General features: G+C 44.9%; 21 protein-coding genes. 15 read left to right on the plus strand and 6 right to left on the minus strand.

What is annotated here, in order from left to right:
• Positions 1-41: 41 nt before the first annotated feature.
• The 6 genes from ACP26N_RS03935 to ACP26N_RS03960 all read left to right on the plus strand — a co-directional run bounded on the left by ACP26N_RS03935 (position 42) and on the right by ACP26N_RS03960 (position 4,009).
• Positions 42-476, plus strand: a complete 435-nt coding sequence (locus ACP26N_RS03935; RefSeq protein ID WP_131503887.1) for a methylglyoxal synthase — start codon at positions 42-44, stop codon at positions 474-476.
• Positions 477-573: 97 nt separating this feature from the next.
• A complete protein-coding gene (locus ACP26N_RS03940) occupies positions 574-729 on the plus strand; it encodes a hypothetical protein (RefSeq protein ID WP_188005206.1) in 156 nt (51 codons plus the stop codon).
• Between the two features lie 128 nt (positions 730-857).
• The gene (locus tag ACP26N_RS03945; RefSeq protein WP_131503888.1) at positions 858-1,520 is read left to right on the plus strand and encodes a response regulator transcription factor; all 663 of its coding nucleotides are present in this window, start codon (positions 858-860) and stop codon (positions 1,518-1,520) included.
• The gene (locus ACP26N_RS03950) at positions 1,517-2,890 is read left to right on the plus strand and encodes a sensor histidine kinase (protein WP_214854186.1); all 1,374 of its coding nucleotides are present in this window, start codon (positions 1,517-1,519) and stop codon (positions 2,888-2,890) included. The genes ACP26N_RS03945 and ACP26N_RS03950 overlap by 4 nt, the downstream gene beginning before the upstream one ends.
• Before the next feature lie 119 nt (positions 2,891-3,009).
• The gene (locus ACP26N_RS03955; RefSeq protein WP_131503890.1) at positions 3,010-3,495 is read left to right on the plus strand and encodes a competence protein ComK; all 486 of its coding nucleotides are present in this window, start codon (positions 3,010-3,012) and stop codon (positions 3,493-3,495) included.
• 103 nt (positions 3,496-3,598) lie between these two features.
• Entirely contained in the window at positions 3,599-4,009 is a 411-nt protein-coding gene (locus tag ACP26N_RS03960) for a hypothetical protein (protein WP_026829065.1), read from the plus strand.
• A 101-nt stretch (positions 4,010-4,110) separates the two neighbouring features.
• On the opposite strand, the gene ACP26N_RS03965 is transcribed toward ACP26N_RS03960, so the two are convergent.
• Complete coding sequence (locus ACP26N_RS03965) at positions 4,111-4,452, minus strand: hypothetical protein (RefSeq protein WP_014969716.1); 342 nt, start codon at positions 4,450-4,452, stop codon at positions 4,111-4,113.
• Between the two features lie 59 nt (positions 4,453-4,511).
• Complete coding sequence (locus ACP26N_RS03970; protein WP_188005207.1) at positions 4,512-4,892, minus strand: truncated hemoglobin; 381 nt, start codon at positions 4,890-4,892, stop codon at positions 4,512-4,514.
• Positions 4,893-5,232: 340 nt separating this feature from the next.
• Between ACP26N_RS03970 and addB the strand changes: the two genes are divergently transcribed.
• The 9 genes from addB to ACP26N_RS04015 all read left to right on the plus strand — a co-directional run bounded on the left by addB (position 5,233) and on the right by ACP26N_RS04015 (position 20,732).
• Entirely contained in the window at positions 5,233-8,664 is a 3,432-nt protein-coding gene (addB, locus tag ACP26N_RS03975) for a helicase-exonuclease AddAB subunit AddB (protein WP_214854183.1), read from the plus strand.
• A complete protein-coding gene (gene addA, locus ACP26N_RS03980) occupies positions 8,661-12,212 on the plus strand; it encodes a helicase-exonuclease AddAB subunit AddA (RefSeq protein WP_426354825.1) in 3,552 nt (1,183 codons plus the stop codon). Before addB ends, addA begins: the two co-directional genes overlap by 4 nt.
• Positions 12,213-12,360: 148 nt before the next feature.
• Positions 12,361-12,738 carry a response regulator gene (locus tag ACP26N_RS03985; RefSeq protein WP_012369636.1) on the plus strand — a complete coding sequence of 126 codons (378 nt, stop codon included), beginning with the start codon at positions 12,361-12,363 and terminating at the stop codon, positions 12,736-12,738.
• Positions 12,719-15,283: an ATP-binding protein gene (locus ACP26N_RS03990; RefSeq protein ID WP_426354827.1), complete on the plus strand. Its 2,565-nt coding sequence runs from the start codon at positions 12,719-12,721 to the stop codon at positions 15,281-15,283. The genes ACP26N_RS03985 and ACP26N_RS03990 overlap by 20 nt, the downstream gene beginning before the upstream one ends.
• A 62-nt stretch (positions 15,284-15,345) precedes the next feature.
• Positions 15,346-15,726 (plus strand): DUF1516 family protein, encoded by a 381-nt coding sequence (locus ACP26N_RS03995; protein ID WP_131503898.1) that lies wholly within the window; start codon positions 15,346-15,348, stop codon positions 15,724-15,726.
• 150 nt (positions 15,727-15,876) lie between these two features.
• Positions 15,877-16,875, plus strand: a complete 999-nt coding sequence (locus ACP26N_RS04000) for a methyltransferase domain-containing protein (RefSeq protein ID WP_131503899.1) — start codon at positions 15,877-15,879, stop codon at positions 16,873-16,875.
• A 104-nt stretch (positions 16,876-16,979) separates the two neighbouring features.
• A complete protein-coding gene (locus tag ACP26N_RS04005; RefSeq protein WP_426354828.1) occupies positions 16,980-18,470 on the plus strand; it encodes a phytoene desaturase family protein in 1,491 nt (496 codons plus the stop codon).
• Positions 18,467-19,939, plus strand: a complete 1,473-nt coding sequence (locus ACP26N_RS04010) for a phytoene desaturase family protein (RefSeq protein ID WP_131503901.1) — start codon at positions 18,467-18,469, stop codon at positions 19,937-19,939. The genes ACP26N_RS04005 and ACP26N_RS04010 overlap by 4 nt, the downstream gene beginning before the upstream one ends.
• Complete coding sequence (locus ACP26N_RS04015) at positions 19,905-20,732, plus strand: phytoene/squalene synthase family protein (RefSeq protein ID WP_131503902.1); 828 nt, start codon at positions 19,905-19,907, stop codon at positions 20,730-20,732. Before ACP26N_RS04010 ends, ACP26N_RS04015 begins: the two co-directional genes overlap by 35 nt.
• A 434-nt stretch (positions 20,733-21,166) precedes the next feature.
• Here ACP26N_RS04015 and ACP26N_RS04020 read toward each other — a convergent pair whose 3' ends face one another.
• The 4 genes from ACP26N_RS04020 to ACP26N_RS04035 are packed head-to-tail and all read right to left on the minus strand — an operon-like array spanning position 21,167 to position 25,153.
• The gene (locus ACP26N_RS04020; RefSeq protein ID WP_131503903.1) at positions 21,167-22,639 is read right to left on the minus strand and encodes a phytoene desaturase family protein; all 1,473 of its coding nucleotides are present in this window, start codon (positions 22,637-22,639) and stop codon (positions 21,167-21,169) included.
• Between the two features lie 15 nt (positions 22,640-22,654).
• On the minus strand, positions 22,655-23,731 hold the full coding sequence (locus tag ACP26N_RS04025) for a glycosyltransferase (protein WP_131973243.1): 1,077 nt from the start codon (positions 23,729-23,731) through the stop codon (positions 22,655-22,657).
• Positions 23,728-24,426 (minus strand): lysophospholipid acyltransferase family protein, encoded by a 699-nt coding sequence (locus ACP26N_RS04030; protein ID WP_426354829.1) that lies wholly within the window; start codon positions 24,424-24,426, stop codon positions 23,728-23,730. Before ACP26N_RS04030 ends, ACP26N_RS04025 begins: the two co-directional genes overlap by 4 nt.
• On the minus strand, positions 24,395-25,153 hold the full coding sequence (locus ACP26N_RS04035) for a carotenoid biosynthesis protein (protein WP_251138685.1): 759 nt from the start codon (positions 25,151-25,153) through the stop codon (positions 24,395-24,397). The genes ACP26N_RS04030 and ACP26N_RS04035 overlap by 32 nt, the downstream gene beginning before the upstream one ends.
• Positions 25,154-25,202 lie beyond the last annotated feature (49 nt).

The following is a 25,202-nucleotide window of genomic DNA, read 5'->3' on the forward strand; positions in this document are numbered from 1 at the left end:
AGTTCTTTTTGTGTGCATATAGGTAAGGAGGGGGAGATAAAATGAATATTGCTTTAATTGCGCATGATGAAAAAAAAGACGAGATGATGATGTTTACACGAGCATACGAAGCTTATTTTGCCAAAAATACGTTATATGCCACGGGTACGACAGGGCAACGGATCATGGAGGCGACAGGATTAACGGTCCACCGCTGTAAGTCGGGACCGCTTGGAGGAGATCAGGAAATCGGTGCGATGGTCGCCCGGGGAGAAATTGATATCGTCATTTTTCTGCGTGATCCTCTTACAGCCCAACCCCATGAGCCCGACGTATCGGCCTTGATTCGATTATGTGACGTCTATGATTTACCGCTTGCAACAAATGTCGGAACCGCCGAAATCTTGATTAACGGATTGGAACAGGGCGAGTTTCAATGGCGTGAAATCATTCGGAAACGTCATGAAGAAGAACAACGGAAATTTTTAACCGATTAATTCTCTGAGAATGCTTCTCATTTTCTATCAAGCATGATATAGTCATCTTGAGGATGATACTGATTATCAATTGCGATAGAAAAGGGTGGCGAAAACAATGGAAATTATTTTAATGGCTGGTGTAACCGTCTTACTTGGTGGCGGCGCCACGTTCCTGACACACGTAGTGAAAACGGAACGTCGTCATGTATCGGCAAACACAAAAACACATGTAGAACGTGCGACATATCCGTCGTTGCGCCTTGTAAAATAATTAGTTGGACTGAACGCCGCTCTTTTCTTCAGAAAAGAGCGTTTTTTTGTATAATTTTAGATTCTCCCATAATTCTGCGGAAATCCTTTGTTACACTGAAAAAAAGAACTTAAGCAGGAGTGATGAAGATGCATACGATTTATTTAGTTGACGATGAGGTGAACTTGAACCGCGTTTTGGTCAAGTATTTGGAACAGGAAGGTTGGCAAGTAAAATCGTTTACATCCGGGGAAGCGGCGGCATCTGCCATCATTGAAAAACCTGATTTGTGGATACTTGATATCATGTTGCCGGACTTGGACGGCTTTCAGTTGATCAAACGGATTAAAGCGCACGACGAAACGACGCCGGTCATCTTCATTTCGGCCCGGGATGAAGACATTGATAAAATCATTGGACTGGAGATGGGATCGGACGATTACATCGCTAAACCGTTTTTACCGCGCGAACTGGTTATTCGTGTAAAGAAAATTTTAGCACGTGCGTATGCGACACCGAAAACCGGTCTCATCCGGTACGGGGATTATACGATTTATCCGGAAAAGCGAGTTATCGAAGAGAATGGTCAAGAGATTGATTTGACCTCGAAAGAATATGATTTACTGATTCTGTTTGCTACGCAAATCGGAACACCGATGTCCCGGGAACAAATCTTAGTGAGCGTATGGGGCGACGATTATTTCGGATCAGACCGTGTCGTCGATGATCTCGTACGCCGTGTACGAAAAAAACTTTCCAAACTAGAACTTGAAACGATTTACGGAATCGGATACCGTCTGGTGGCTGCATGAAGAATCGGAGTCTGGGTTTTCAAATCTGGGCGATGTTCCTGTTGGTCATTGCAACACTCTCCATTGTCATATTAGTCGTCATGCGGTCGTCGATTGGTAACTTCATCGATGAGCAAGTCTATGCGACATTAGAAAACAGTGAAGTCTTTTTTTCGGAAGATGCCTCTGTCATCGAGATGTTACAAGACAATCCGATTGAATTCGATCGACGGAAACAGGAGTCACGCTCGGTCAATGTCTTATTGTTATCGAAAAATGGAAAGTTATACTATGGCGGGGCACCGCAACAGCTGGTCAATCAAATGTATCGTGATGCTATCGATCAAGAAAAAGAAATGCAAAAATACACGACCCGTCTTGATAAGGAAGATGTCTACTACAGTATCCTAAAGATGGAGATTAAAGGGGAAACCTATTACCGTGTTTCATACGTTTGGGATGCCTATCGGCAGGAACTCATCACTCAGTTATTTTCGAAAATTGGCTGGGTCGTTGCGATTGTCAGTATCTTGACCTTATTCATTGCCTTTTGGCTAGCCAGACGACTGACCCATCCTTTAATCGAGATTGAGCGGGCGGTCGGTAAGATTGCAGCTCAGAAGTGGGATACACCTCTTCCTTTGGACCGTGGCGATGAAATCGGACGATTGGCCAGGTCAGTTGATGCGATGCGAATGGACTTGGAAAAACAGGATAAAGCTCAAAAATCCTTGCTTCAAAATATCTCACATGATTTAAAAACACCGATCATGGTCATTCGCAGTTATGCCCAGTCGATTTCGGACGGAATTTATCCGGACGGTGATTTGACCGGTTCTGTTTCCGTCATCGAAGAAGAAGCGGAACGATTGGAGAAAAAAGTCGCAGCTTTGTTATATGTAACAAAACTTGATTATTTTGAACTGGATCGTTCAACATGGGATCATGTGGATTTGGACCGCATGGTTCATTTGCTTCAAAAACGGTTTGTCGGCACAAAAGTATTGACATGGAAAATTTCCGGGGAAGCGGGCATTGTGTTAGGCGAAGGGGAACAATTACGTGTGGCATTGGAAAATGTATTGGATAATGCGATTCGTTATGCCGAGTCCACGATTGAGATTCGCCTGTCCGGCACAAGGCAGTCGGCGACAGTCGAAATCCTGAATGACGGTCCGCCGTTAGAAACGTCCTCTCCGCTGTTCCATCAATTTTCTCGTGGAAAAGAAGGCAAGTTTGGTCTTGGGTTATACATCGTTAAACGGATTGTCGAACGGCACGAAGGAGAAGTGACAATTGATAATCTGATTGCGGGAAATGAAGAAAATAAAGTTTGCGTAAAATTTAATTTTCCAAGACATTTTGAGGAAGAAACAGCCGGAAAAAAATAAGATCTTAAAAAACGAGATAGCCGTATCTCGTTTTTTATTTCGGGAAATAATGAGGTCGTTCAGACAAAGTCATTTTGAATTTGATATAACCATACTAATACAAGAAAGGGGAAATCAGGATGCGACATAAAATTACGGAAGAAACATTAGCCCTTGTACCAAAGTATGGTCCATACGGTGAACCGCAAACTTTACTTATTCAAGAACAGTCAGAAGTCGTGTTAGAAGGTCATCCGATCAAGTTGATTGAAGAATCTTGTTTGTATTTTGGTTCGTCGATGCGCGGAAGAATTGAAGCGGCTCGACATATCCTGGGGCCGAATCGGAAAACACCGGTCTTAATCGATTGGAAGGCGCAAACGATTTTCTTCCCGACGACTGCGAAGGAGAAGGCGGAATGTATTTGGATTAATTTCAAGCAGATGAAAACCGTTCAAAAAAAGGGGGATACCGTTCAAGTGGAATTTCAAACAGGACAACGGATTGACACTGATGCTTCGGCTTACAGCATCGAACGGCAACGGATTAAAACACTGGAATTGGCTTACGAAATGCAACGGAGATTTCAAGAAGAACGACCGACGACGTTTAATAAAGCGCGATAAGTGGAACAATCTAACAGGAATCACTACTTAATACAGCGAATAGACAGTAAAGTGCGAGAGAGAGAATTAAAGGGAGGTGAAGCGGTCGAAAGACCGCTACACGATGAATGAATCATATGAATGGTTAAACCGTAGAAAATTACAACCTGGATTTGGTGTGAACGGTGGACGGCGTTTTATCAGTTCACGGATTGTTCGTCCTGAAAATACGCCGGGTAAAAGAGTCAAAGGTGTCAAACGCGCCCGGCAGCTTGTCGTCGACGAGTCAGGAAATCGACGGTGGGTGACGAAACGAATCGTTGTAACGGATGCCGCAAAACACATGACCATCAACCGTCGTGCATCGGTTGCTCAGAAAGAGGTCACGGAATCTCGATTGGAGCAAGTGAAACAAAAACTGACGTCGAAAAAAGTACTATTACCTGTACTGGCAGCAACAGGATTGGCAGTTGCCGGTGGAGTATTGGCGTACGTTATGCGCCGGAAAAAACGAAATACAAAAGAACAGCTATAACCTAAAACAGATGACGAATCGTCTGGATATAGTAAAAGCCGTGCTCTCCCCATGAATGAATGAGGGTAGCACGGCTTTTATGTGAGGAAGACTGCAGTTTCTTATAAAAAACGTTTACGAATCGATGTCGCAAGAGCCTTCTCAGAAATTTCTTCTAGTTCTTTTTGATTGGTTGGATCAAAACTGTCATTGTAGAATCGGCCGACGAATTCGACTCGATCGTAATCGAGTTCTTTGAAAATCAAATGTTTATGATCATCGTAGAAGACAACCCGGTAATAATCAGAGCCACGTTCAAGCGTCACAAGTGCCCGAATATGTTCTAAACGTTTTTGTTCATCTGACTTTTCTTCTTCAACAGGTTCTTCTGTCGTTTTAGCTGCTTCAGCCTGTTCGAGTGCGCTTTTTACCAATTCACTCTTTTTATCTTGTTCTTCAGTCATAGTTATCGCCTCCAGTTCTTATTTTACATTGAAACGTACCGATGAGAAAGGAAAATCCCTCATCCGTTCTGATGGGCATCACAAATGCGTAGCACATTGAAGGCACCGATTCGTAGGCGCTCAATTAAACGCGTGGCTGCCTCTGTGTCCTCGATGGTCTCTTCAATGGTCAGCATCATCAATTCAATCCATCGCACAGCGTGTACTTCTCTGATGGGCAAAAGGCGATGAATCATCGCCAGATTCATCCGTTCATCCTGTCCATCGTATTGTTTTGGACCACCTGTGAGTTGAATCAAAAATCGGATTTGTGCTTGTTCGACACGTTGGCGGTCCGGCGGGAATAACGGACGGAGAACATCATCTGTATACACACGATTATAGAATCGTGTGACAAGTTGTTCGAGTGCGTCTTTTTGACCAAGGTCTTCGTATAGCATACTTGTCCCTCTTTCTGTTCCAGCTGATGAAGACAATCATTATCTCAATCTTTACCCGCTTTTTGCAACTCCACACAAACCGATCGACAAATGATTTAAAATGGACAAGGAAGAGGACGAAAAAGAAAACAAGTTATCTGGATTGAAAAACGGACGTTTGTTCGTATTTATGAGATAATAGTACATATAATCATCCTTATAGATGAGCGCGCTTGTTGTTTTCAATACTCATCTCATATGAGCGGAAAAAAGACAGCATAAAGCTCCTCGATATTAATTAAAGGAGGTGAAGATCAGCCCACCTGATGGTACGAAAACAGGTGTCAGCTGATCTGACACAATGAATTACATGCATTTAGGTCGTGCCGGTACAGGCAAGACGACAACATTAATTGAGCAGGTAATTGACCGGTTAGCTGAGCAACCGCTTGGTCCATCCATCTATTTCATCGTACCGGATCAGATGTCTTTTGAGATGGAACGTCGTATCGCGACGGATCCCCGGCTGTCGGGTCTTGTCCGGATGGAAGTCATGAGTTTACGCCGGTTTGCTTTCCATATCATCCGGGATCATGGAAACCAGGCGATTCCCTTTTTAGACGAGACCGGGACACAGTTGTTACTGCGTCAAGTTGTCGAAGAAGCGGAAGAAGAATTGAAGATTTTTAAACGGACGAAAAATATGCCCGGCTTCTACAAAGGATTGGACGAATTGATTGCCTCGTTTAAACGTTCTTTGGTAAATCCGGATATGTTGCGTCAAATCAGCAGTGCATCTCCCGAACGTTCACCGAAATTAAATGATTTAGCGCTGATTTACGAGCGCTTTACTGAACGAATCTCAAATAAGGCGCTTCATGCGGACGATTATTTCACGACATTGATTGAGCTGTTACCGAAAGCTGATTTAAGTGACGTTTCAGTCTTCGTTGATGGATTTTATGAATTTTCGTTACAGGAACAACAGGTCTTACTGCGATTGATGGAATTGACGAAAGAGATGCATCTTAGTTTTACACTGGATGTCGAAGACGTCTATGCGAAACAGTCTGAGTTTGGTGTGTCACAACGCTGCTATATGCAGTTGATCGAACAGATGAAAAAACGACAGATTGCGCATGAAGACATCTATTACACACAGACCGTTAAATTTCAGACAACAGGGTTACAGATGCTTGAACAAGCGTTACTGTCGCCCGGATACCCGGCGACGGATGACGAAGTGAACGGGTTGACGCTTTCTGCCGCAGTTAATCGTCAAGTTGAAGCAGAAGCGGCTGTCAGAAAGGTGATTCAACTGGTACGCCATGAAGGGTATCGGTTCAAGGACATCGCGTTTCTTGTCCGCCACCTTGAACCGTACGCCGATCATTTAGAACGTGCTTTTCAACTGTATGACATTCCGTACTTCCTGGATCAACGGGAATCGATGGTCCATCATCCGATTGTCGAATTAGTCCATGCCGTCCTTGAAATCGTCATGACGGGATATCGGGAAGAATCTATTTTTCGTCTGCTGAAAACAGAGCTGATTCCACTTCCGGCAGAGGATTCACGATTAGCACTTGATCGTCTGGAAACATTTGTCCTGGAGCGGGGAATCAAAGGTTCGATGTGGAAAAAACCTTGGCAATTGAAGCGACGTCTAGCTGATGAAATCAGTTTAACGGATGCTGAGTTACAAGAAGAACAGGAACTGAACGAATGGCGTCAATTCCTGGTCGAAGCCATTGAACCACTGGAGAAGCGATTCAAAGCATCTAAGACGATGAGTGAATACACACGGGCGTTATACCGTTTCTTGGAAGAACATCATTTGACGGACCGGTTAACGGTTTGGAAGCAACAAGCACTCGAAGTCAATGAACTCAGCCAAGCAAGAGAACATGATCAGGTGTACGAAGCGGTACTGCATCTCTTTGAACAGTTGGAAGCTGCGGCACCGGAAGCCACATTGACGACAGAACTATTCGTCCAGATGGTCGAGACTGGACTTGAAAGTCTCCGCTTCTCCCTTGTTCCGCCTTCGCTCGATCAAGTGATTGCGACGGATTACGTCCGGGGACGTTTACAACAGGTGAAAGTGGTCTTTTTACTCGGGGCCAATGACGGATTGATTCCACTCGTGGAAGACCAGTCTAAATTGCTGTCAGAAGGAGATCATGACTTCCTCCACGATCAAGGCATTCCGGTCGGTAAAGCCTCTTTGGACGTATTTGACGACGAATTGTATTACCTCTATCAAGGGGTGACAGCGCCAAGTGAAGCGTTGCATATCAGTTATGCGCTGGTTGACGAGGACGGCAAAGCCCTTCAGCCGGCATCCATCATCAAGCAGATCAAACATCAACTGTTGCAGGATCGCCCTGTGAAAACATCCTTTGCAGAAGCCGGTGATCATGCACCGGATGATCAACTTCAGTTCGTGACGAGTCCGGAACGGGCGGCAGCGGCAGCGGCAATCGAGTTGAGACGGCTGCAACGTCGTTATCCGATTCAACCGTCCTGGTTTGATGTGTACAATCGTTTGCTCGAAAACGGTCGGGGCCGCGAACGAATGGCGCTGTTTTCCAGTGCCTTGTTTTATCAAAATCATGCAGAGCCGTTACCGGATGATTTGGCGCGTAACCTGTATGGTGACACCATCAAAGCCAGCGTCTCCCGGTTTGAGACGTACAATGCTTGTTCTTATAAACACTTTGCCCGGTATGGATTGCGGTTAAAAGAACGGAAATTATATAAATTCGAAGCGCCGGACATCGGGAACCTATTCCACGGAGCACTCAATGATTTATCGATGAATATCAAAGCCTCGGGAAAACGCTGGCGTGAACTGGATGACCAATCGTGCAGTAATCTCGCGAAAGAAGCCGTCGAGAAGGTGACACCGGAAATTCAAAATGCGATTTTGATGAGTTCGAACCGTTTTGGATACATCAAGAAAAAATTAACGGACGTCGTCGAGCAAACTGCAAAAATGCTCGTCAAACAAGCGGAACGTTCTGAATTCGAACCTGATTTATTTGAAATCAGTTTTGGGAACGCCATGTTTCCACCACTTCGCTTCACATTACCGGATGGTACCGAAATCGAATTCACCGGTCGAATTGACCGGGTGGATCAAGCGACAATTGGCGATCAATTGTACGTCCGGGTCGTCGACTATAAATCGAGTGCTAAAGAGTTGGATTTTGCCGAAATCTATTATGGTTTGGCGATTCAAATGCTGTTGTATCTAAAAACAGTCGTTGAACAGTCGGAAGTTCTGTTTAATCAGCAGGCAAAACCGGCCGGTGCCTTGTATTTCCACGTCAAAAACCCAATGATGCGTGGAGATTTATCGGCGGATGAAATCGAAAGGAACCGGTTGTTGCTCGAATCGTATCAAATGCAAGGCATCATCGTTGAAAATGATGAAGTATTACGGGCAATGGATCAGATTGCGTACGATGAACGTCAAAAGTCACCGCTCGTCAAAGTGACATTCACGAAAACCGGTCTTCATAAGTCGCACACGAAAGGTGTCGTCAAAGAAGAAGAATTGACGGCACTGATGGATCACGCCTGGGATGAATTGAAGACGAGCAGCCAATCGATGTATGCAGGAGATATTGCGATTGATCCGTTTGATTACCAGGAACGGATACCTTGTACATTTTGTGAGTACCGTTCCGTCTGCCAGTTTGATCAATCTCTCGGAAACGACTACCGGCAATTGAAACCGTTGTCGGAAAAAGAAGTCTTGGAACGGTTGAAGGAGGAGACGGAATGAGTGTGCAGTGGACAGATGAACAGCAACGGGCAATTGATGCGAGAGGTGGACATATTTTAGTATCCGCTGCCGCCGGTTCAGGAAAGACAGCCGTACTCGTCGAACGGTTGACGCAACGTGTCATCAATCAGGAAGATCCGTTGACAGCCGACCGGATTCTTGTCGCGACGTTTACGAACGCAGCAGCTAAAGAGATGAAGACACGTGTCATCGAAGCAATCGAAGCAAAAATTAAAGATGCTCCAGATGACCTTTATTTAAAAAAACAACGGCAAATGATGAACCGTGCTCAAATCACGACGATCCATTCCTTTTGTTTATCGATTTTACGCGAAAACTATTACCGGATTGGTCTTGATCCAGCTTTTCGCATTGCGGAAGAAGCAGAGCTGTTGTTGCTGCAGGATGATGTTTTGGAAGAAGTGTTTGAGAACTACTATGCTTTAGCAGATCCGGCGTTTTATGAATTGATTGATAGTTACACATCAGACCGGGACGATCAAGCAATGTTGACCTTAATCTCGAACTTATATCGATTTTCTCGTTCACTCCCGGATCCGGAAGCATTTTATGACCACTTGATTGCGCAGTACGATCAACCGATTGATCCGGATGAGTCCAGTTTGTTGACACGATTATTTGAACTCGAATGGGAACGTGTCGCGCCGGTCATCAACCGGTATATGGAATTATCGTATCGTCTGCGACAAGCCGGATATGACGAGATGGCAGACATGTTGGTGCAGGACGTCGCACCGATCCGGCGGATTAATCCGGAACAGGACCGCTGGACGACCGTCGCCCTTGCTTTTCAGGCCGTCGAATTCGGCCGCTGGAAAGGAATCCGCGGAGACGAGGAAATGAAGAAATTCCAGACCGAACGGACGCGTCTCGTCGGTGATCTCAAAAAGATGCGTGATTTGTTCGTTGAGAAGGACGGGGTTGATTATCTGGAAGATTTACGTTCGCAACTGGGGCATGTCCAGATGATCGTCACGCTCGTTCGAAGTTTCTCGGCAGCCTATCTTGAAGCGAAGCAGCAGCGGGGCATCGTTGATTTTTCCGACCTTGAGCATTTTGCATTAGCCATCTTGGAACAGGACGGAGAGGCAACGGATGTCGCTCGTTTGCTCCAAGAACGCTTCATTGAAGTTTTAGTGGATGAATATCAGGATACAAACGAAGTGCAGGAACGGATTCTGCGGCTTGTTTCAAAATCAGATGAAGCAACCGGAAATCTGTTTATGGTTGGTGACGTAAAACAATCGATTTATAAATTCCGTCATGCCGAGCCCGGATTGTTTTTGAATAAGTTTAAACGATTCCAACAAACAGAAGTCGGGACACGAATTGATTTGACGAAAAATTTCCGAAGCCGTTTAGAAGTCTTGGATGGTACCAATCATATTTTCCGTCAAGTCATGGACGAAGCCGTCGGAGAAATTGATTATGATGAAGCAGCTTATTTGCGGCTAGGGAATCTCGGATATGTCGAATCAACCCAAGTCAATCCTGAATTGCTGTTAGTGGACCAGACAGACACGAATAAAGAAGAATTGGAAGCTCAAGTCATAGCGACACGCATCATCGAGATGGTGAATGATGAAAATCCCTACCTCGTATTTGATGCAAAACAAAAGCGTTTCCGTAAATGTGAATACCGTGATATCGTCGTCCTCGTACGTTCGAGAGGAAAACGGGTCCAGGCATTGGTCGACGTCTTTGAACAATACGAACTTCCTGTCTATGCGGATACGACGGGCGGTTATTTTCAAGCATCCGAGATTCAAATCATGATGGCGCTCTTGAAGACAATCGATAATCCGTTGCAGGATATCCCGTTTGCCAGTGTCTTGCGATCACCGATTTTTGGATTGACGGATCGGGATTTAGGACGGATTCGTGCTAAATCGAAAGACGGGTCATTCTACGAAGCAGCTACTCTTGTGGCGAAAGAACAAACACCGCTTGGTTTGCGTGTCGGTGAAGCGCTCAATCAGTTGCAAAACTGGCGCACGGAAGCACGCGGGAAGTCGCTTGCGAGCTTAATTCGTTCCTTGTTTGATCAAACCGGTTACTTTGAATACGTCGGTTGTCTGAACGGGGGACGGAGCCGGCAAGCGAATTTAAATGCTCTGTACGAACGAGCCCATCAGTATGAGGCCTCCGGTTATCGGGGATTGTATCGCTTCTTACGTTTGATTCATCGTTTAGTCGAACGCGGGGAAGATTTTTCAGAAGCCCGTTCGTTAGGGGAAGACGAAGATGTCGTCCGAATCATGACAATCCACCAATCAAAAGGACTGGAATTCCCGGTAACGATCGTCAGCCAGTTAGGTAAGCAGTTTAATAAACAGGATCAAATCCAAGCGATTCAACTGCATAAGACGTATGGCATTGCGCTGGATGCGATTGATCCCGTTAAACGCCTGCGTTCCGGAACACTTCTGAAAGAAGTCATCCGCCGGGAAATGGACCGTGAAATGAAAGCGGAAGAGATGCGTGTTCTTTATGTTGCAATGACACGGGCGAAAGAAAAGCTGATTCTTGTAGGGGCAATCAAAGGTCTGGAAGATCAGCTTGCCAAATGGCAGGATCAACCGTTCGATGAGCTTTTGTTGCCGGAACTGGATCGCCGAAATGCTAAGACCTATGCGGACTGGGTGGCACCAGCTGTCCTGCGTAATTTCCTACTGAACGAACAGGAACAACGCTGGGCATTCCGGGTCATTGCACATGACGAGATTGCTCCTTATCAAGAACTGACCAAGATGGTCGAGCAACTCGAACACGTCCGTGTCCTTGAGAAAATTGATTATGCGGGTGACGAGACGCTGAATGCGCAGATTGAATCTGCTTTTGCGTATCACTATCCGTATCAAGTCGCGACGGATACCGCTGCGAAACAAACCGTTACGGAGTTGAAGCGGACAGAACAACTCGAACGGGCTGCTTTTGAATCGACCTACCGGCAATCGACCTATTACCGGACACCCCAATTTTTAGGTCCGACATTAACGGGAGCCGAACGCGGAACAGTCTTGCATTTAGCGATGCAGTTGTACGAGTCCGGTCGTCCCCTTGAAGAGCAGATTCTCGACTGGCAACAGGCGGAACGCATTTCAGACTTGGAAGCCCGGACGATGCGGGAAGCTATGCCTGAATTGACGATGTTCTTTGCTTCAGAAATCGGACAATTATTTGAGCAGCGTCTTGTGACGGGAGATGTCTACCGTGAATTGCCGTTCACCTATAAGATTGATTCAGCCCGATTCCGGACAGACTGGCATGGTCCAAGTGATCAGGCCGTCATGCAGGGGATTGTCGACTGTCTGATTCACGACGGCGAAACATATATTCTGCTCGATTATAAATCGGACCAAGTTTTTGAAACGATTGACGGTCAGGATCAAGCAGAGATATTGCGAACACGTTATGCAACACAGTTGAATTTATATCAAGAAGCGTTGGAAGCCATCTTAGACATTCAAATCAGCCGGAAATTAATTTATGCGTTTGCGCTCCAAGAAGTGATTGAAATTTACTGATTACCTCACGTCTGACGAATTGATTCTGTCACCTGTTCAGGGAACGGAATCAATTCGTTAGACGATTTTCATTTCTAAATATGAAAGAACTGTGTAAAATGAAAAGGTATGTAAAAAGAATAACCAGATACCGTAGGAGGTTTTATAGATGGCACGTATTTTATTAGCGGAAGACGAAGATGTGTTACGCATGTTGGTGCTCGATACATTAGAAGATGAAGGGTATACGATTGATGAAGCGACAGATGGTGATGAAGCCTATCAGAAAATCATGAGTCAGCATTATGATCTCGTTTTGCTCGATTATATGATGCCGGGAATGACGGGGATTGAAGTCATCGAAAAGGTACGACGTCATCCGGACAAACAAAATTTAAAAATCATGATGTTAACAGCAAAAAGCCAACAATCTGATCGGGAACGGGCAGAAGAAATTGGAGCGAATTATTTCTTTTCTAAACCGTTTAGTCCACTCGAATTGATTGATGTCGTAGGAGGAATATTGAGTGATCATCCAGTGGATTAATCGAAAAATCGGACGCCAGTTAATGGCCTCCTTTTATATCGTTTTAACGACACTTATGATTTCTTCACTGATTGTCTACAATTATACCGATACGAAATTACAAGAAACCCGATTGAAGCTAGAAGACATAAGAGAACGAAGTGCCCGTGCCGGCGCACTGTGGGAAGAATGGCAGGACCTGCAGTTTAACATGCGGGGCTATGCGCTGATTGGTGATCAGGAAATTTATCAGAAGATGGTCAATCAACGGAAAACCATTGATGAACAAACACGCTGGTTTGAAGAAAATGCAATTTATCAACAAGGAAAAGATTATGCACGTTCTTCACGTGAACTCTATGCGTACTACTTCGAGTCGATTTTGCCGTTGATCCAATCGTATGTGGAAGCGAAGGAATCCGGAACGGTCACGGAATCTTTTTTGGAAGGGAAGACACTAACTTCCTTACCGCTCGGAAAAGAGTTGCAGGCGAATGGACGAATCAAGCTAGACACTTCTGGAAACATTGATGTCTTGTCGGAAATCAATAAAAGTGAGTTAGCACTTGGCGGATATCGAGACTTTTTAGAAGACTGGTCAGAAAAAACAAGCGGACAGTTGGAGCGGGAAATTCAGACGACTCAACTGATTTGGCTGTCGAACATCATCGTATTAGTCGGTGTATTGATCTTCTTCGTTTATCCGTTCATTCGTAAAATTACAGCAGAGTTGTTATCACTCGTCAAAAATAGCCAACGTCTAGCCGGTGGTGAAGACATCAAACATGTCAAAGTTTCTGGACGGAAAGATGAGATTGGAATTTTAGCTTTGTCCTTCAATCAAATGGCGAGCTCGATTTCCGAAAATAAACAACATCTTTTAGCCAAAAACGAAGAATTGCAGGCACAGCAGGAAGAACTGCAGGCGCAACAGGAAGAATTGCAGGCGCAGCAGCAGGAACTGGAGGAAGCACTCGAGTTGACGATGCGCAACGAACAACACCTGCAATACCGTAATGATTTGACTGAAACGCTGGCAGCGAGGGAAGCGTTGACGGCTTATCCGGAAATCATTGAAAAGTTAATTGCCATCACGGATTCGGAAATCGGAGCGCTTGTCTTCGTCGATGAAGGATCTGCCTACTCGATTGTGACACACGGGATGACAGATGAACTTTCGGAGCGGTTGTTAGGAAGCGATCTTTCTTTATTGAAACGGGCTGAGTCATTGAAAAAAGCTGTCCATTCCTCTAAACAGGTCGCAAGTGATCATCCGTTACCGTATCCATACTATATGTATGAGACGGCAGTCCCGATTCTCGATCCGGCGTCGGAAGAAGCAATCGCGTTCATTTATCTGGTTCGTTACCGGGACCAGTTTACGAATGAACAGATGCGTGACATCATGTCATTTTCACGTCAGCTGTCTCTGTCGTTGCTCCGCATGCGGTTATTTGATGAAATGAACCGTGAGAAGACGAAAACAGAACGGATTCTGGACTCAATTCGTGAAGCCGTCATCTATATCGAACCGGGAAAAGACGAAGTATTCGTCAATCGTCCTTTGTATGATCTGTTTCCAGAACTTCAATATGGAGCGACAAAAAACGAAACCCTTCAAGGGTGTCTCGATACCATTCATGCTGTCGTGGATGAACCGGAAGTGTTTGCACGCTATATGGAAGGTATCTTACGAGGCGAAGTTCCAAAAGACAGTCTCCAGTTTTCAATCCATCAACAAGTCGTCTTTATTCAGTTTTATGTAGAAACGATTGAAGTCGAAGGAATTCGAAAAGGAACGATGCTCGTCTTGCGTGATGTGACGAAGGAAACAGAGATGGACCGTCTGAAATCGGAGTTGGTCTCGACTGTCTCCCACGAATTACGGACTCCGTTATCTTCCATCTATGGTTTTACGGAACTGATGTTGAACCGGAAGATGGATCTTTCAAAACAAGACAAGTATTTAAAAACCATCCATTCAGAAACGGAACGTTTATCGAATCTCGTCAATGATTTTCTTGATGTTCAACGGATGGAAGCGAGAATTCAATCCTATCAAAAAGGATTACTTAATCTACAACCGCTTTTAGAAGAAACGACTCAATTCTATGCGGCGTCGACAACAAACCATACGATCACGTTCCATTCCTCAACAGACATTTGTCCGCTGATTGAAGCGGATGAGGAAAAAATGAAGCAGTTGATGAATAATCTATTGAACAATGCCGTCAAGTACTCTCCGTTAGGCGGTAATATCGAAGTCGTATTGGAAGCAAATCGACACCATGTCCAGTTTGCCGTACGAGACGAAGGAATCGGAATTCCGAAATCGGCTTTGGCGAAGTTATTCGACAAATTTTATCGGGTGGATAATTCAGACAGCCGGAAAATTGGCGGGACAGGTCTGGGTCTTGCAATTTGTAAGGAAATTGTCGAAGGACATGACGGAGAGATTACGGTCGAGTCGATTGAAAAGCAGGGCAGCACGTTTACTGTGAAGCTACCGACACACGTCTCGGAGTACGCCGTTATTTCTGACGGAATTGATATGTCAGGAAAATAACACTATATCTGAAGCTTAAAATCAGATACGATGAATGGAGAATGAATAAAGGGGGAATTCAAATGCCGATTACTGCATTTGTACACACACACGTTTTATTATGGGTTTTACTGCTCGTTACATTTTTTGTTGCATTCTCGATGTACAAAAATGGAAAAAGTGCTGCCAAAGGTGTTCACATGGCGTTTCGTCTCTTGTTGCTCTTGACGTTTGCGACCGGACTTTATCTTTACATCAAAATCATGGGTATGTCCGCTAATCCGGATGGTTTGTATCACGCCAAGATTACAGCAGGTCTCCTCGTCTTGATTTTGGGTGAGTTGACACTCGTTCGTTTGAAAAAAGGAAAATCTTATTCTGGTTTCTTACTTGGATTTGGAGTGCTGGTTCTCGTAACAATTTTCCTTGGTTACTCGTTACCATACGGCATGCAATTCTTCTAAATCGATTTTAATCAAAACGACAAAAAAATAATCTGTTTGTTTGGTTTACACACGTTTCTCATGATAGAGAGGAACGTGTGTTTTTTTGTGTTTACAATCTGTTGTTATTTGGGAAAAGGGATATATTACGCAGTCGAGAGGGGAACGCTTGTGGCACAGTTGAAAGAATGGACAAAAGTTTTCCGGGCAAGAAAGTGGATGAAGCGAGCAGAACCGATTTTACCGTTATGGCACGGTTATATTGGATATAAGTATGGTCTGTTTGATGTTTTAGGATCAGGGGCGACACGGGCCGAAGCACAAGTCCGTCTTAAGCAGCCGTTGACGACAGAAGCCTTATCCCGTTGGTTTGAAGTCGGGTTGGCGGTAGGACATTTAAAAAAGAAAGACTTGCGCTATACAGCGACACGTCATGTTTTACCTGAATTATCAAAAACAGATGAGAGAAGCATCGGTTTTATGTTATCCGAGTTGATGGAACTTCATCTGCCTGCCTTGTTCTCTTATCCGCAATTTTTAGAACATGGTCAACAAAAAAAGTTTGATGGCGAAGAACACGGCGACATCGTAGCAGAAACATCTGCGCTGGTGGAAACTGTTGCATTTCCTGCTGTCCGTCACATCATCCGCAGTCAAAATGTGACATCACTACTTGATATCGGCTGTGCCTACGGTGGTTACTTACGTAAAATTCACGAAGCATTGCCTGAACTACGACTGGCAGGAATTGATATCGAGGAATCGGTCATCGCGGAAGCGAAACGACGGGATACGACCGGAGAAATTGATTTTACTGTCGGGGATATTAAAACATACGACGTCAAAGAAACATATGACGGCGTCATGATGAACAACATTTTGTATTATTTCCCGAAAGAAGAACGGCTTCGTCTTTTAGAAGGTGTCCGGCGTTTCGTTAAAGATGACGGGACGGTCATTTTGGTCACACCATTACGCGACAGTGAACATGGTGCACCATTCTCCGCGGCATTCAATGCGTTCATGACGTTACATGAAAATCTTTACCCGTTGCCGGGGAAAGAAGAATTGACAGAACAACTTCATGCTGCCGGTTTTAAAAATGTGGCGATTTCACCATTTTTAAAAGAAGGAGCTTGGTATATCGTAACTGCAAACGCCACTTCCTAAAGGAAGCTTGGCGTTTTTACAGTTTCAGGACAGTTCAGATTTGTGGGGAGTAGTATGTGATTAGTATAATAGTTAAAACGAGTAGAGAAAAGGGAGAGATTCGTGTGAAGCAGCGTGTAGCCGTTATTGGAGCAGGACCTGGAGGGCTCGCTTGTGCGATGTTGCTGGCAGGTAGAGGAATAGATGTCACCGTATATGAAAAACAACCAATCGTTGGGGGACGAACGTCTCGCGTACAGGTCGGAGATTATCAATTTGACCGTGGTCCTACCTTTTTAAATATGCCGCACATTTTAGAAAATTTGTTTACAAGTATCGGTCTGGATATGAAGGACTATTTGGATTTGAAAGCGCTGGATCCGATGTACACCCTCTATTTTAACGGGGGAAAAGATCACTTTACGATGACGACGGATCGTGATCGGATGAAACAAACGATTGAGCAGCATTTCCCTGGAAATGGGGAAGGGTATGACCGTTTTATGGCAGAACAAGCCTTGAAGCTGGCGAAACTGATGCCGATACTGCAGACGAAGCACGATAAACTAACGGATTATCTGTCTCCACGCGTCATTACGGCACTTCCGCGTCTTTCTCTTGGGCGTTCTTTATATGATGTCCTGTCCGATTATTTTACGAGTGAAGAATTGAAATATGCCTTTACGTTCCAAGCTAAATATTTAGGCATGTCAGCTTGGGAGTGCCCGGGTGGCTTTTCTATCTTGTCTTATATGGAACATGCTTACGGTGTCCATCATCCAATCGGTGGAATGAATCAAATCCCAGAAGCGATGAAACGGGCAGTGGAAGAACTCGGGGGAACCGTCCATCTTAATACAGGGATCAGTCAATTGATTTTGGAAGGGACGACCGCGACAGGAGTCATCCTCGAGTCGGGTGAACATGTTCTATACGATGATGTCGTTGTCGGAGCAGACTTTGCGCATGCGATGAATCATCTTGTTCCTGAAGGTGTTTTAAAAAAATGGTCGCGTCCGAAAATTGATCGTAAAAAGTTCTCTTGTTCGACGTTCATGCTGTACTTAGGTGTCAATAAATCATTTGATGCCCCGCACCATACGATTTATTTTGCTGATGATTATGAAAGAAATGTCCGGGAGATGACTCAGACATTGGAATTATCAGATGACTTTTCATTTTATGTCCAAAATCCATCAATCATCGACGGAACACTTGCACCGAAAGGGAAATCATCTTTGTACGTCTTAGTACCCGTTCCGAATAATTATTCCGAACTTGACTGGGCGATTGAAGGACCTAAACTGCGTCGTCGTGTCCTCGATGCACTGGAACACCGTTCTCCATATAAAGGTGTCGAAGCGGCAATTGAAGTGGAAGAGATGTTTACACCAGATGACTGGGAAGCGATGGGCGTGCACCAAGGGGCAACATTTAATTTGGGACATCAATTAACACAAATGATGTACTTTAGACCACACAATCGTTTTGAAGAACTGCATCACGTTTATTTAGTGGGAGGCGGAACACATCCTGGAAGTGGACTTCCGACCATCTTTGAATCAGCTCGGATCACGGCGGACTTAGTGACAAGTGAAGTAGGTGTCGGAAAATGAAGATTGGATTCGTCGGAGCAGGTGTCGGAACTTTACACGCCGCGTTATTGTTAACAAAACGATACCCGGAAGTGGAAATCACAATTTTTGAAAAAGAGTCACGTGCAGGTGGTCGACTCGCATCTGTTGATTTCGAGACAGGCGGAAGAATTGACCAGGGTCCCACAATCGTCTTGATGCCTGGAAAACTCCAGGAACAACTGAAAGAAGCTGGTCTGGAAGGTGTTGAGCTGGAGCGGATTGACCCGTTGTATGATCTGCATTTTGATGACGGAACGATTGTGACAAAACAAGCGGATGTGGTCGATCAAACGATTGCGATTGAGCGTCAATTTGGAGAAGGTCGCGGATTCCAAGAATTTATGCAACAAAAAGCAAAGGATTATGACGTCAGCGTATCGAAATTTTTAGAGCGGACCTATTTCCGTAAACGTGATTTGTTACATCCGGATATGTTAGCACCTTTAGTAAAGATGCATGCGATGGAAACAGCACATGATCATTTAAAACGTTTCTTTAAAAGTAAACACTTGCGAATGGCTTACAGTTTTCCGACTTTTTATATTGGAGGAAATCCTTATACGACACCTTCGATTTATGGACTGATTCCTTATCGGGAACAAGAAGAGGGCGTCTGGTACGTTAAAGGCGGATACTTCTCTTTAGCGGAGCGGATGTACGAAGTATTAGTCGAGCGAGGGGTTACGTTCAAGTTCAATCAACCGGTCGACCGTGTTTTGATACAACAAGGTCAGGCGAAGGGACTTGTCGCTGCAGGGCAAGAATACACGTATGATACCGTTGTCTTGAACGGTGAATTTCCATTGATGGAATACCTGGTAGAAGGTAAGCAACCGAAAAAGTATGTGCCATCCGGCGGAACATTACTGTTGTACTTTAAAATTGACGGGAAAGTCGATTTACCGGTTCATCGTTTTTTAATGCCAAGTGATTTAAAACCGTTGATGACGTCCATCTTCAAAAAAAATGAGTTGCCAGAACATCCTGCTGTCTATTTATTTAATCCAAGCAAGATTGATGACTCGCTGACGGAATCAGGTACAAGTGTCGTCTATGCATTAGTGCCATCACCACGCGGATTTAATCAAGAGAACTATGAAGCGCACGGGTTTATTGATCAGATTTCAGAAAAAATCGAGCAGCATCTACCTGGTTTCCAAAGTAAAGTTACAGAAATGAAAATACGCACACCTCAAGACGCACAAGATTTTGGGTTGTATGAAGGTGGAAGTTTTGGTATTGCACCGACGATTCGTCAATCAGCCGCCTTGAAAACACAAGCCAAACCTTATGCTGATATTGATCGGTTGTATGCAGTAGGCGCATCTGTCCATCCGTGTGGAGGCGTTCCGATCGTCATGATGGGAGCGACATTACTTGTCAATCGAATGGAACAAGAGATGAGGTGGAAAAATGGATACAGTGACGAACGCATATCTAATATGTGAACAAACGATTCAAGATGGATCAAAAACCTTTTATAAAGCCTTCTCTTTATTGCCGAGACAGGATCGAATGGCAGTATACGCCATCTATACGTTTTGTCGTCATCTTGATGATACGGTAGATGAATCAGCGACTCCAAAAGAAAGTTTAGCGGAATTTTTGGAAGAGTTTCGTTTATTTCGATCCGGTCAATCGATTAATAAACCATTATGGATTGCACTCGCAGATGTCTTTAAAAGATATGAGATGGATGAAACGCCATTTTTAGAACTGGCAGAAGGCATGCGGTGGGATATCGAGAAAAACCGATATCAATCACTGGAAGAGACGGAAAAGTACAGTTATTACGTCGCGAGTACAGTTGGTTTGATGTTGTTGCCGATTCTTGCACCCAAACAAAATGATTTACGGGAGTCAGCCATTCAATTAGGAATCGCGATGCAATTAACAAACATTCTTCGCGATGTAGGCGAGGATGCAAAACGAGGACGCGTCTATTTACCGAAAGACTGGATGGATCAGTATGGTGTGACGACGGAATCGTTGCTGACGGGAACCCCTTCCGGTGATTTTGCTGGATTGTGGGAAGCACTGGCGTTAAGAGCCGAACATTTATATGATGCAGCAACGCCTTCGTTTGATCGCTACCCGAAAGAAAGTCGCCGTGCGCTGAAAGTGGCGTCCTTACTTTACCGGGGGATTCTGGACGCGGCACGGGATAATCAATATGATGTGTTCACAAAACGTGCCTATGTCAGCCGGTGGCAAAAGATGAAGTTACTCGCTACGATTTAACGAAAACCCCATAAAAAAAAGACCTTGGCGGGGACCAAGGTCTTTTTTTTTTATGGAGTTTAGACCGGGGAGTCTAAACTGAAATCTGTTTGTACAAAATCAGATACATAGTTCCAACAAGACAGGTCGCGATCCACGGGGATGGATCTGTTAATGATTGAGCCATCTGTAAACTGATTGGGATGAGACGATCTAAGGGGGAACGTCGTAAGTCATGCCAAACAGTTTACGGTGGTGTATCTATTGAACAAGTGGGTCTTGAACAAATGATTGAGACAAAACAGATATGTTAAGTTCCTAAACGCTTTTGACTCGGGGAAGTCACCATGCGCTTGATTGAGGATGTGGGGTCAATCACTACCTCTTGAACTCGAAGTAATCGTATCAAATCTAAGTTGTCCGTACAAGTAATTGATATGCAATTCACATAACGTTCACAGGGTGGAGGCGACAGCGGACACGATTCGTTCGCTTGCCAGTTTTCCTGAAAGCGTTACCATTGGACTACCGCCACCGGGATGCGTCGATCCGCCGGCAAAAAACAAATTGTGAACATTCTTTGAACGGTTGCTTGGACGCATGAAAGCGCCACGTGTGCCGTTTGAAGAAAGACCATACAGCGAACCATGATATGCTGAAAATTTTTGTTCAATGTCTTGCGGAGTGATCCGCTGTTCGAATAAAACATCAGACGTGATATCGATTCCGAACTGTTGCAGACGTTGATTGATAATTTTATCATACGTATCAAAATCAATGGCAGACCCTTTATGAGTAGCTGGAGCATTTACAAGAACAAACAGATTATCGCCGGCTTCTCCCATTTCCGGTGCAGTGACCGAAGAGTTCGAGATGTAAATGGTCGGTTCTTCTGCATAACGATTTTGATTGAACAAAGCCTCGAACTCAGCTTCATAATCAGAAGAGAAAAAGACATTGTGATGTGCGAGTCCATCAATACGGCGTCCAAGTCCGATACACCGGACATAAGCAGAAATCGACGGCTCCATTTGTGAAGGTGTTGGATTTTTGAAGTCAGGCCGGACGGTTTCTGAAATCAATCGTGGATACTGTGTCAGCAAGTCCCCGTTTAAAACGATGAAATCAACAGACAGATAATCTACGTGATTGAGTTCAATTTCTGTTGCCAACTGATTTGTCACTTCAATCTGTGTCACTTCGTCTCCTAACCGGAAAGTAACACCAAGTTCACGGGCACGACGGGCAAATCCTTCGGCGATGGTCGTATTTCCGCCACGGGTGAAATACACACCGTCATTTAACTCGAGATGGGCAATCAAACCGAATGTAGCGGGTGCTTGAAACGGACTGCTTCCAATGTAGGTCGCATAGCGGTCAAGTGCTTGAATCAGCTGGGGATCCTTAAAATATTTTTTGTGCAGTCCATGAAGTGTCTTTAAAGGGTGAACCTTGATCATGTCGCGTAATAAGGAAAAATTGAAATAAGAGTCGATATTGATGAAAAATTGTTGTTTAGCAATGTTGTACAGTTCTCTAACCTCGTCCTGGTAGCCCGTAATGTCATTTTTAGCAAGCTGACCATTCGTGAAGCGGTCGACTTCAGTCCGCATCGCCTCACGACCACTGGCGAACGTTAACGAACGTCCATCCGGAAAGTGATTGACGGTATGACGTGGCAATTTTTCAAACGTAAAGTAGTCATCCGGATCTGCTCCTGACTCTAAAATGACGGATTGAAAGATTTCAGGCATCGTGATGGTATTGGGACCGAAGTCAAACCGGTGTCCCTCAGACGTAATCGGCATCATCTTTCCACCGATGTGTTCGTTGCGTTCAATGACAGTAACGTTAAACCCTTTTGAAGCCAGTGAGATGGCGGCACTCAAACCGCCAAGCCCCGCTCCGATGACTGCGATATGCTTCATAACAATAAAGCCTCCTTAAGAATATGTCCGACCCTTCCAACTGATTTCCCTTTTATTGAATCTTCGAATCATCGCCGTCGCAAGCAGGACGACATAAAGAATGACCGCAAGTGGATGCCAAAGCCAGGCATGAAAAATCATTGCCTTCCGGTCAATGCGGTAACGGGCAATCATGATCAAAAGAAAAGCTCCGAGTGTCCAAATCGACGGGAATATGAACACGAGTGGTAAAGCGGCGGCTTGGACAAGGTAAAACAACAGGAAATAGCTGCCTACTGCATAAGAATCGTTCATACCGCGGAAAACGTTTTTCAGGAAACCTTGCCAGACATCGCGGTTAGTCGCATACATGTCACAGCTAACATAGGGAGCCACATGAACGAGTGTCGTAGTAAAACCATTTTGTTTAAAAGCACGACACAGCTCCAAATCGTCGACGAGTGCCATTTGAATGGCTTGATGTCCACCGACGTGTTCGTAAGCTTGCCTTTCGACGAGCACGACCATACCGTTTGCCGCTGCAAAGGCAGGATGTTTGACCTTCCGAAAGGCAATCGGCAGATGTTGGGCAATCAAGACGTGCTGCATCGGAATCAGACACTTTCCGAGAAAGGTCGGAACGGGGAATGACGGGAAGCCCGACAGGAACACAGCCTGTTCTTTTTGCAATGTCGCATAGAGCCGGGGAATCGTATCTGCTGCCAAAGTAATATCAGCGTCTAAGAACAACAGGTACTCTTCATCCGTCGCACTCGCGAGTTGATGACAAGCATGGACTTTCCCAGCCCAGCCAGATGGTAAATCAAGACCATCGATGATTGTGAACTGGTCCTCTCCGCCGACAAGGCGGACTAGCAAATCACGTGTCTGATCAGTCGAGCGGTCTTCATATAAATAGACATGCATATTCGGATGAAGCGCTTGTCGTAACGAACGAATCAGTTTCTCGACATTCCGTTCTTCATTTCGAAGTGGAATACAGATTGCAAGACTTGGCGGAAGAACAGGTTCACTTAATTTCGGTAAAAAGGACAGATTGATGAACGTGTAGAGACAAACAAAAGTTGCAATGACGAACAGTACTACCATCATGAACGGATCGCCTGTAACCACTGTTCCGTTTTAGCGGGGAGCGGCTCCTTTCTCGTAGTCAATACACGATATGATTCAATCCGTTCTTCGATTGCGTCAGTCCGGACGTCATCATACAGTCGGGTCATCGAATTCGTTAGATAACGTAACTGCTCCGAACTTCGTGAATCGGGCAGCTGGATCGTCCGGGTCCGGATATAGACGTCCGGCTGTTGTTCATGACTGAAGGAATAGTAAAACGAAAACAGGGAGATGGAGCGGGCTGATTTTGCCAGATGTGTTGCTCCGCTGCTGAGCTGAAGCGGCCGTTCTTCCTGATGCCGCTCTTCTCCTTGAGGGAACATCCAGACACTGCTACCGTTTGCGAGTTGATTTTTTGCATACTGCAGGCTTTGTTTGATTTCCGCAAACGAACTCCGATCAATGGAAAAGCCGCCGAGTCGAGTAAAGAAAGGAAAACGTTCCAGTCCCTGCTCATCAATCATGACGTAAGGGTCGTGACGCAAAACCGTTTGATCGAGATGAAACAAAATCATGCCGTCCCACCACGATCCGTGCGTCGCGAGCATCAAGCCGGGGGTCGGTAAATCATCCGCCCGGTAGAGAATCCGGTGGAATTGTTTTCTGATTAAACGTTCTTTGACGTATAGATGAAAAGCGTATTCAGCCAACTTGTTTTTGTTTGCTTTTTGCAAAAGGAACACCTCCTTGTGTAAGCCAATACGTGACACCTGCGAGAAGGCTGATCAACGTGACACCGTAAAGACCGGCGACACCTGCCGTCAGACCGAACAGCGTATGGAGCATTAAAAACAGATACTGGTTGTTTCGTTCAAGTGCCGTAATGGTAACCTGCTGTTCGAACCGGGAAATCAGAAGCGCAAAGAAAAGTGCCGTTCCATACCAGCCCAAAAAGTTTTGGGTTGGTATGTCATAATACAATCCACCATTTTGCCAGATCCAATACGATTTGACGTTAGCTGCTACTGGATCGATCGCTAAATCCAACCAAACGGCAAACAGCGGCACCAGAATCACAGTATTGAAGCGAAATGGAAACCGGCGTGAGAAGGCAAGACTTGCTCCCATGACGGATAACCAGGCGGCACCGATCGTAATGGGTACACCGAGCAGTTGCACACCAAAATCTGCTTCATAGGCGTATGTACCGAACGGCCACCCCGTATGGACGCCGATGGATTCGATAAGAATTGAACCGAAGAAAATCACCGGAATGATGAAGCGTCCTTTTGGCAGGGCATCCCAAAGATAAAGAGCAGCATACAAGCCGGATGCAAATAAAAACACGGCGTTCGCCCACTCAAGCCAAGGGGGCAGTAACGAGAAACCGACTAAAATCAGTCCGATGAAAAACCAAATCGTGAAAAATAACCAAAGTTTTTTTTGAAATCGATCCATCATAAGTGTGTCCTCCATCTTAATTTATTCTGATATTAGTATACCTGTAGGA

This window comes from Exiguobacterium sp. R-39, assembly GCF_049942815.1.
Lineage (GTDB): Bacteria > Bacillota > Bacilli > Exiguobacteriales > Exiguobacteriaceae > Exiguobacterium_A.

Excerpts from the sequence above, each read along its gene's own strand:
- ACP26N_RS03935 (WP_131503887.1), top strand. The coding sequence starts at position 42 with ATGAATATTGCTTTAATTGCGCATGATGAAAAAAAAGACGAGATGATG.
- ACP26N_RS03940 (WP_188005206.1), top strand. The coding sequence starts at position 574 with ATGGAAATTATTTTAATGGCTGGTGTAACCGTCTTACTTGGTGGCGGC.
- ACP26N_RS03945 (WP_131503888.1), top strand. The coding sequence starts at position 858 with ATGCATACGATTTATTTAGTTGACGATGAGGTGAACTTGAACCGCGTT.
- ACP26N_RS03950 (WP_214854186.1), top strand. The coding sequence starts at position 1,517 with ATGAAGAATCGGAGTCTGGGTTTTCAAATCTGGGCGATGTTCCTGTTG.
- ACP26N_RS03955 (WP_131503890.1), top strand. The coding sequence starts at position 3,010 with ATGCGACATAAAATTACGGAAGAAACATTAGCCCTTGTACCAAAGTAT.
- ACP26N_RS03960 (WP_026829065.1), top strand. The coding sequence starts at position 3,599 with ATGAATGAATCATATGAATGGTTAAACCGTAGAAAATTACAACCTGGA.
- ACP26N_RS03965 (WP_014969716.1), bottom strand. The coding sequence starts at position 4,452 with ATGACTGAAGAACAAGATAAAAAGAGTGAATTGGTAAAAAGCGCACTC.
- ACP26N_RS03970 (WP_188005207.1), bottom strand. The coding sequence starts at position 4,892 with ATGCTATACGAAGACCTTGGTCAAAAAGACGCACTCGAACAACTTGTC.
- addB (WP_214854183.1), top strand. The coding sequence starts at position 5,233 with ATGAATTACATGCATTTAGGTCGTGCCGGTACAGGCAAGACGACAACA.
- addA (WP_426354825.1), top strand. The coding sequence starts at position 8,661 with ATGAGTGTGCAGTGGACAGATGAACAGCAACGGGCAATTGATGCGAGA.
- ACP26N_RS03985 (WP_012369636.1), top strand. The coding sequence starts at position 12,361 with ATGGCACGTATTTTATTAGCGGAAGACGAAGATGTGTTACGCATGTTG.
- ACP26N_RS03995 (WP_131503898.1), top strand. The coding sequence starts at position 15,346 with ATGCCGATTACTGCATTTGTACACACACACGTTTTATTATGGGTTTTA.
- ACP26N_RS04010 (WP_131503901.1), top strand. The coding sequence starts at position 18,467 with ATGAAGATTGGATTCGTCGGAGCAGGTGTCGGAACTTTACACGCCGCG.
- ACP26N_RS04015 (WP_131503902.1), top strand. The coding sequence starts at position 19,905 with ATGGATACAGTGACGAACGCATATCTAATATGTGAACAAACGATTCAA.
- ACP26N_RS04020 (WP_131503903.1), bottom strand. The coding sequence starts at position 22,639 with ATGAAGCATATCGCAGTCATCGGAGCGGGGCTTGGCGGTTTGAGTGCC.
- ACP26N_RS04025 (WP_131973243.1), bottom strand. The coding sequence starts at position 23,731 with ATGATGGTAGTACTGTTCGTCATTGCAACTTTTGTTTGTCTCTACACG.
- ACP26N_RS04035 (WP_251138685.1), bottom strand. The coding sequence starts at position 25,153 with ATGATGGATCGATTTCAAAAAAAACTTTGGTTATTTTTCACGATTTGG.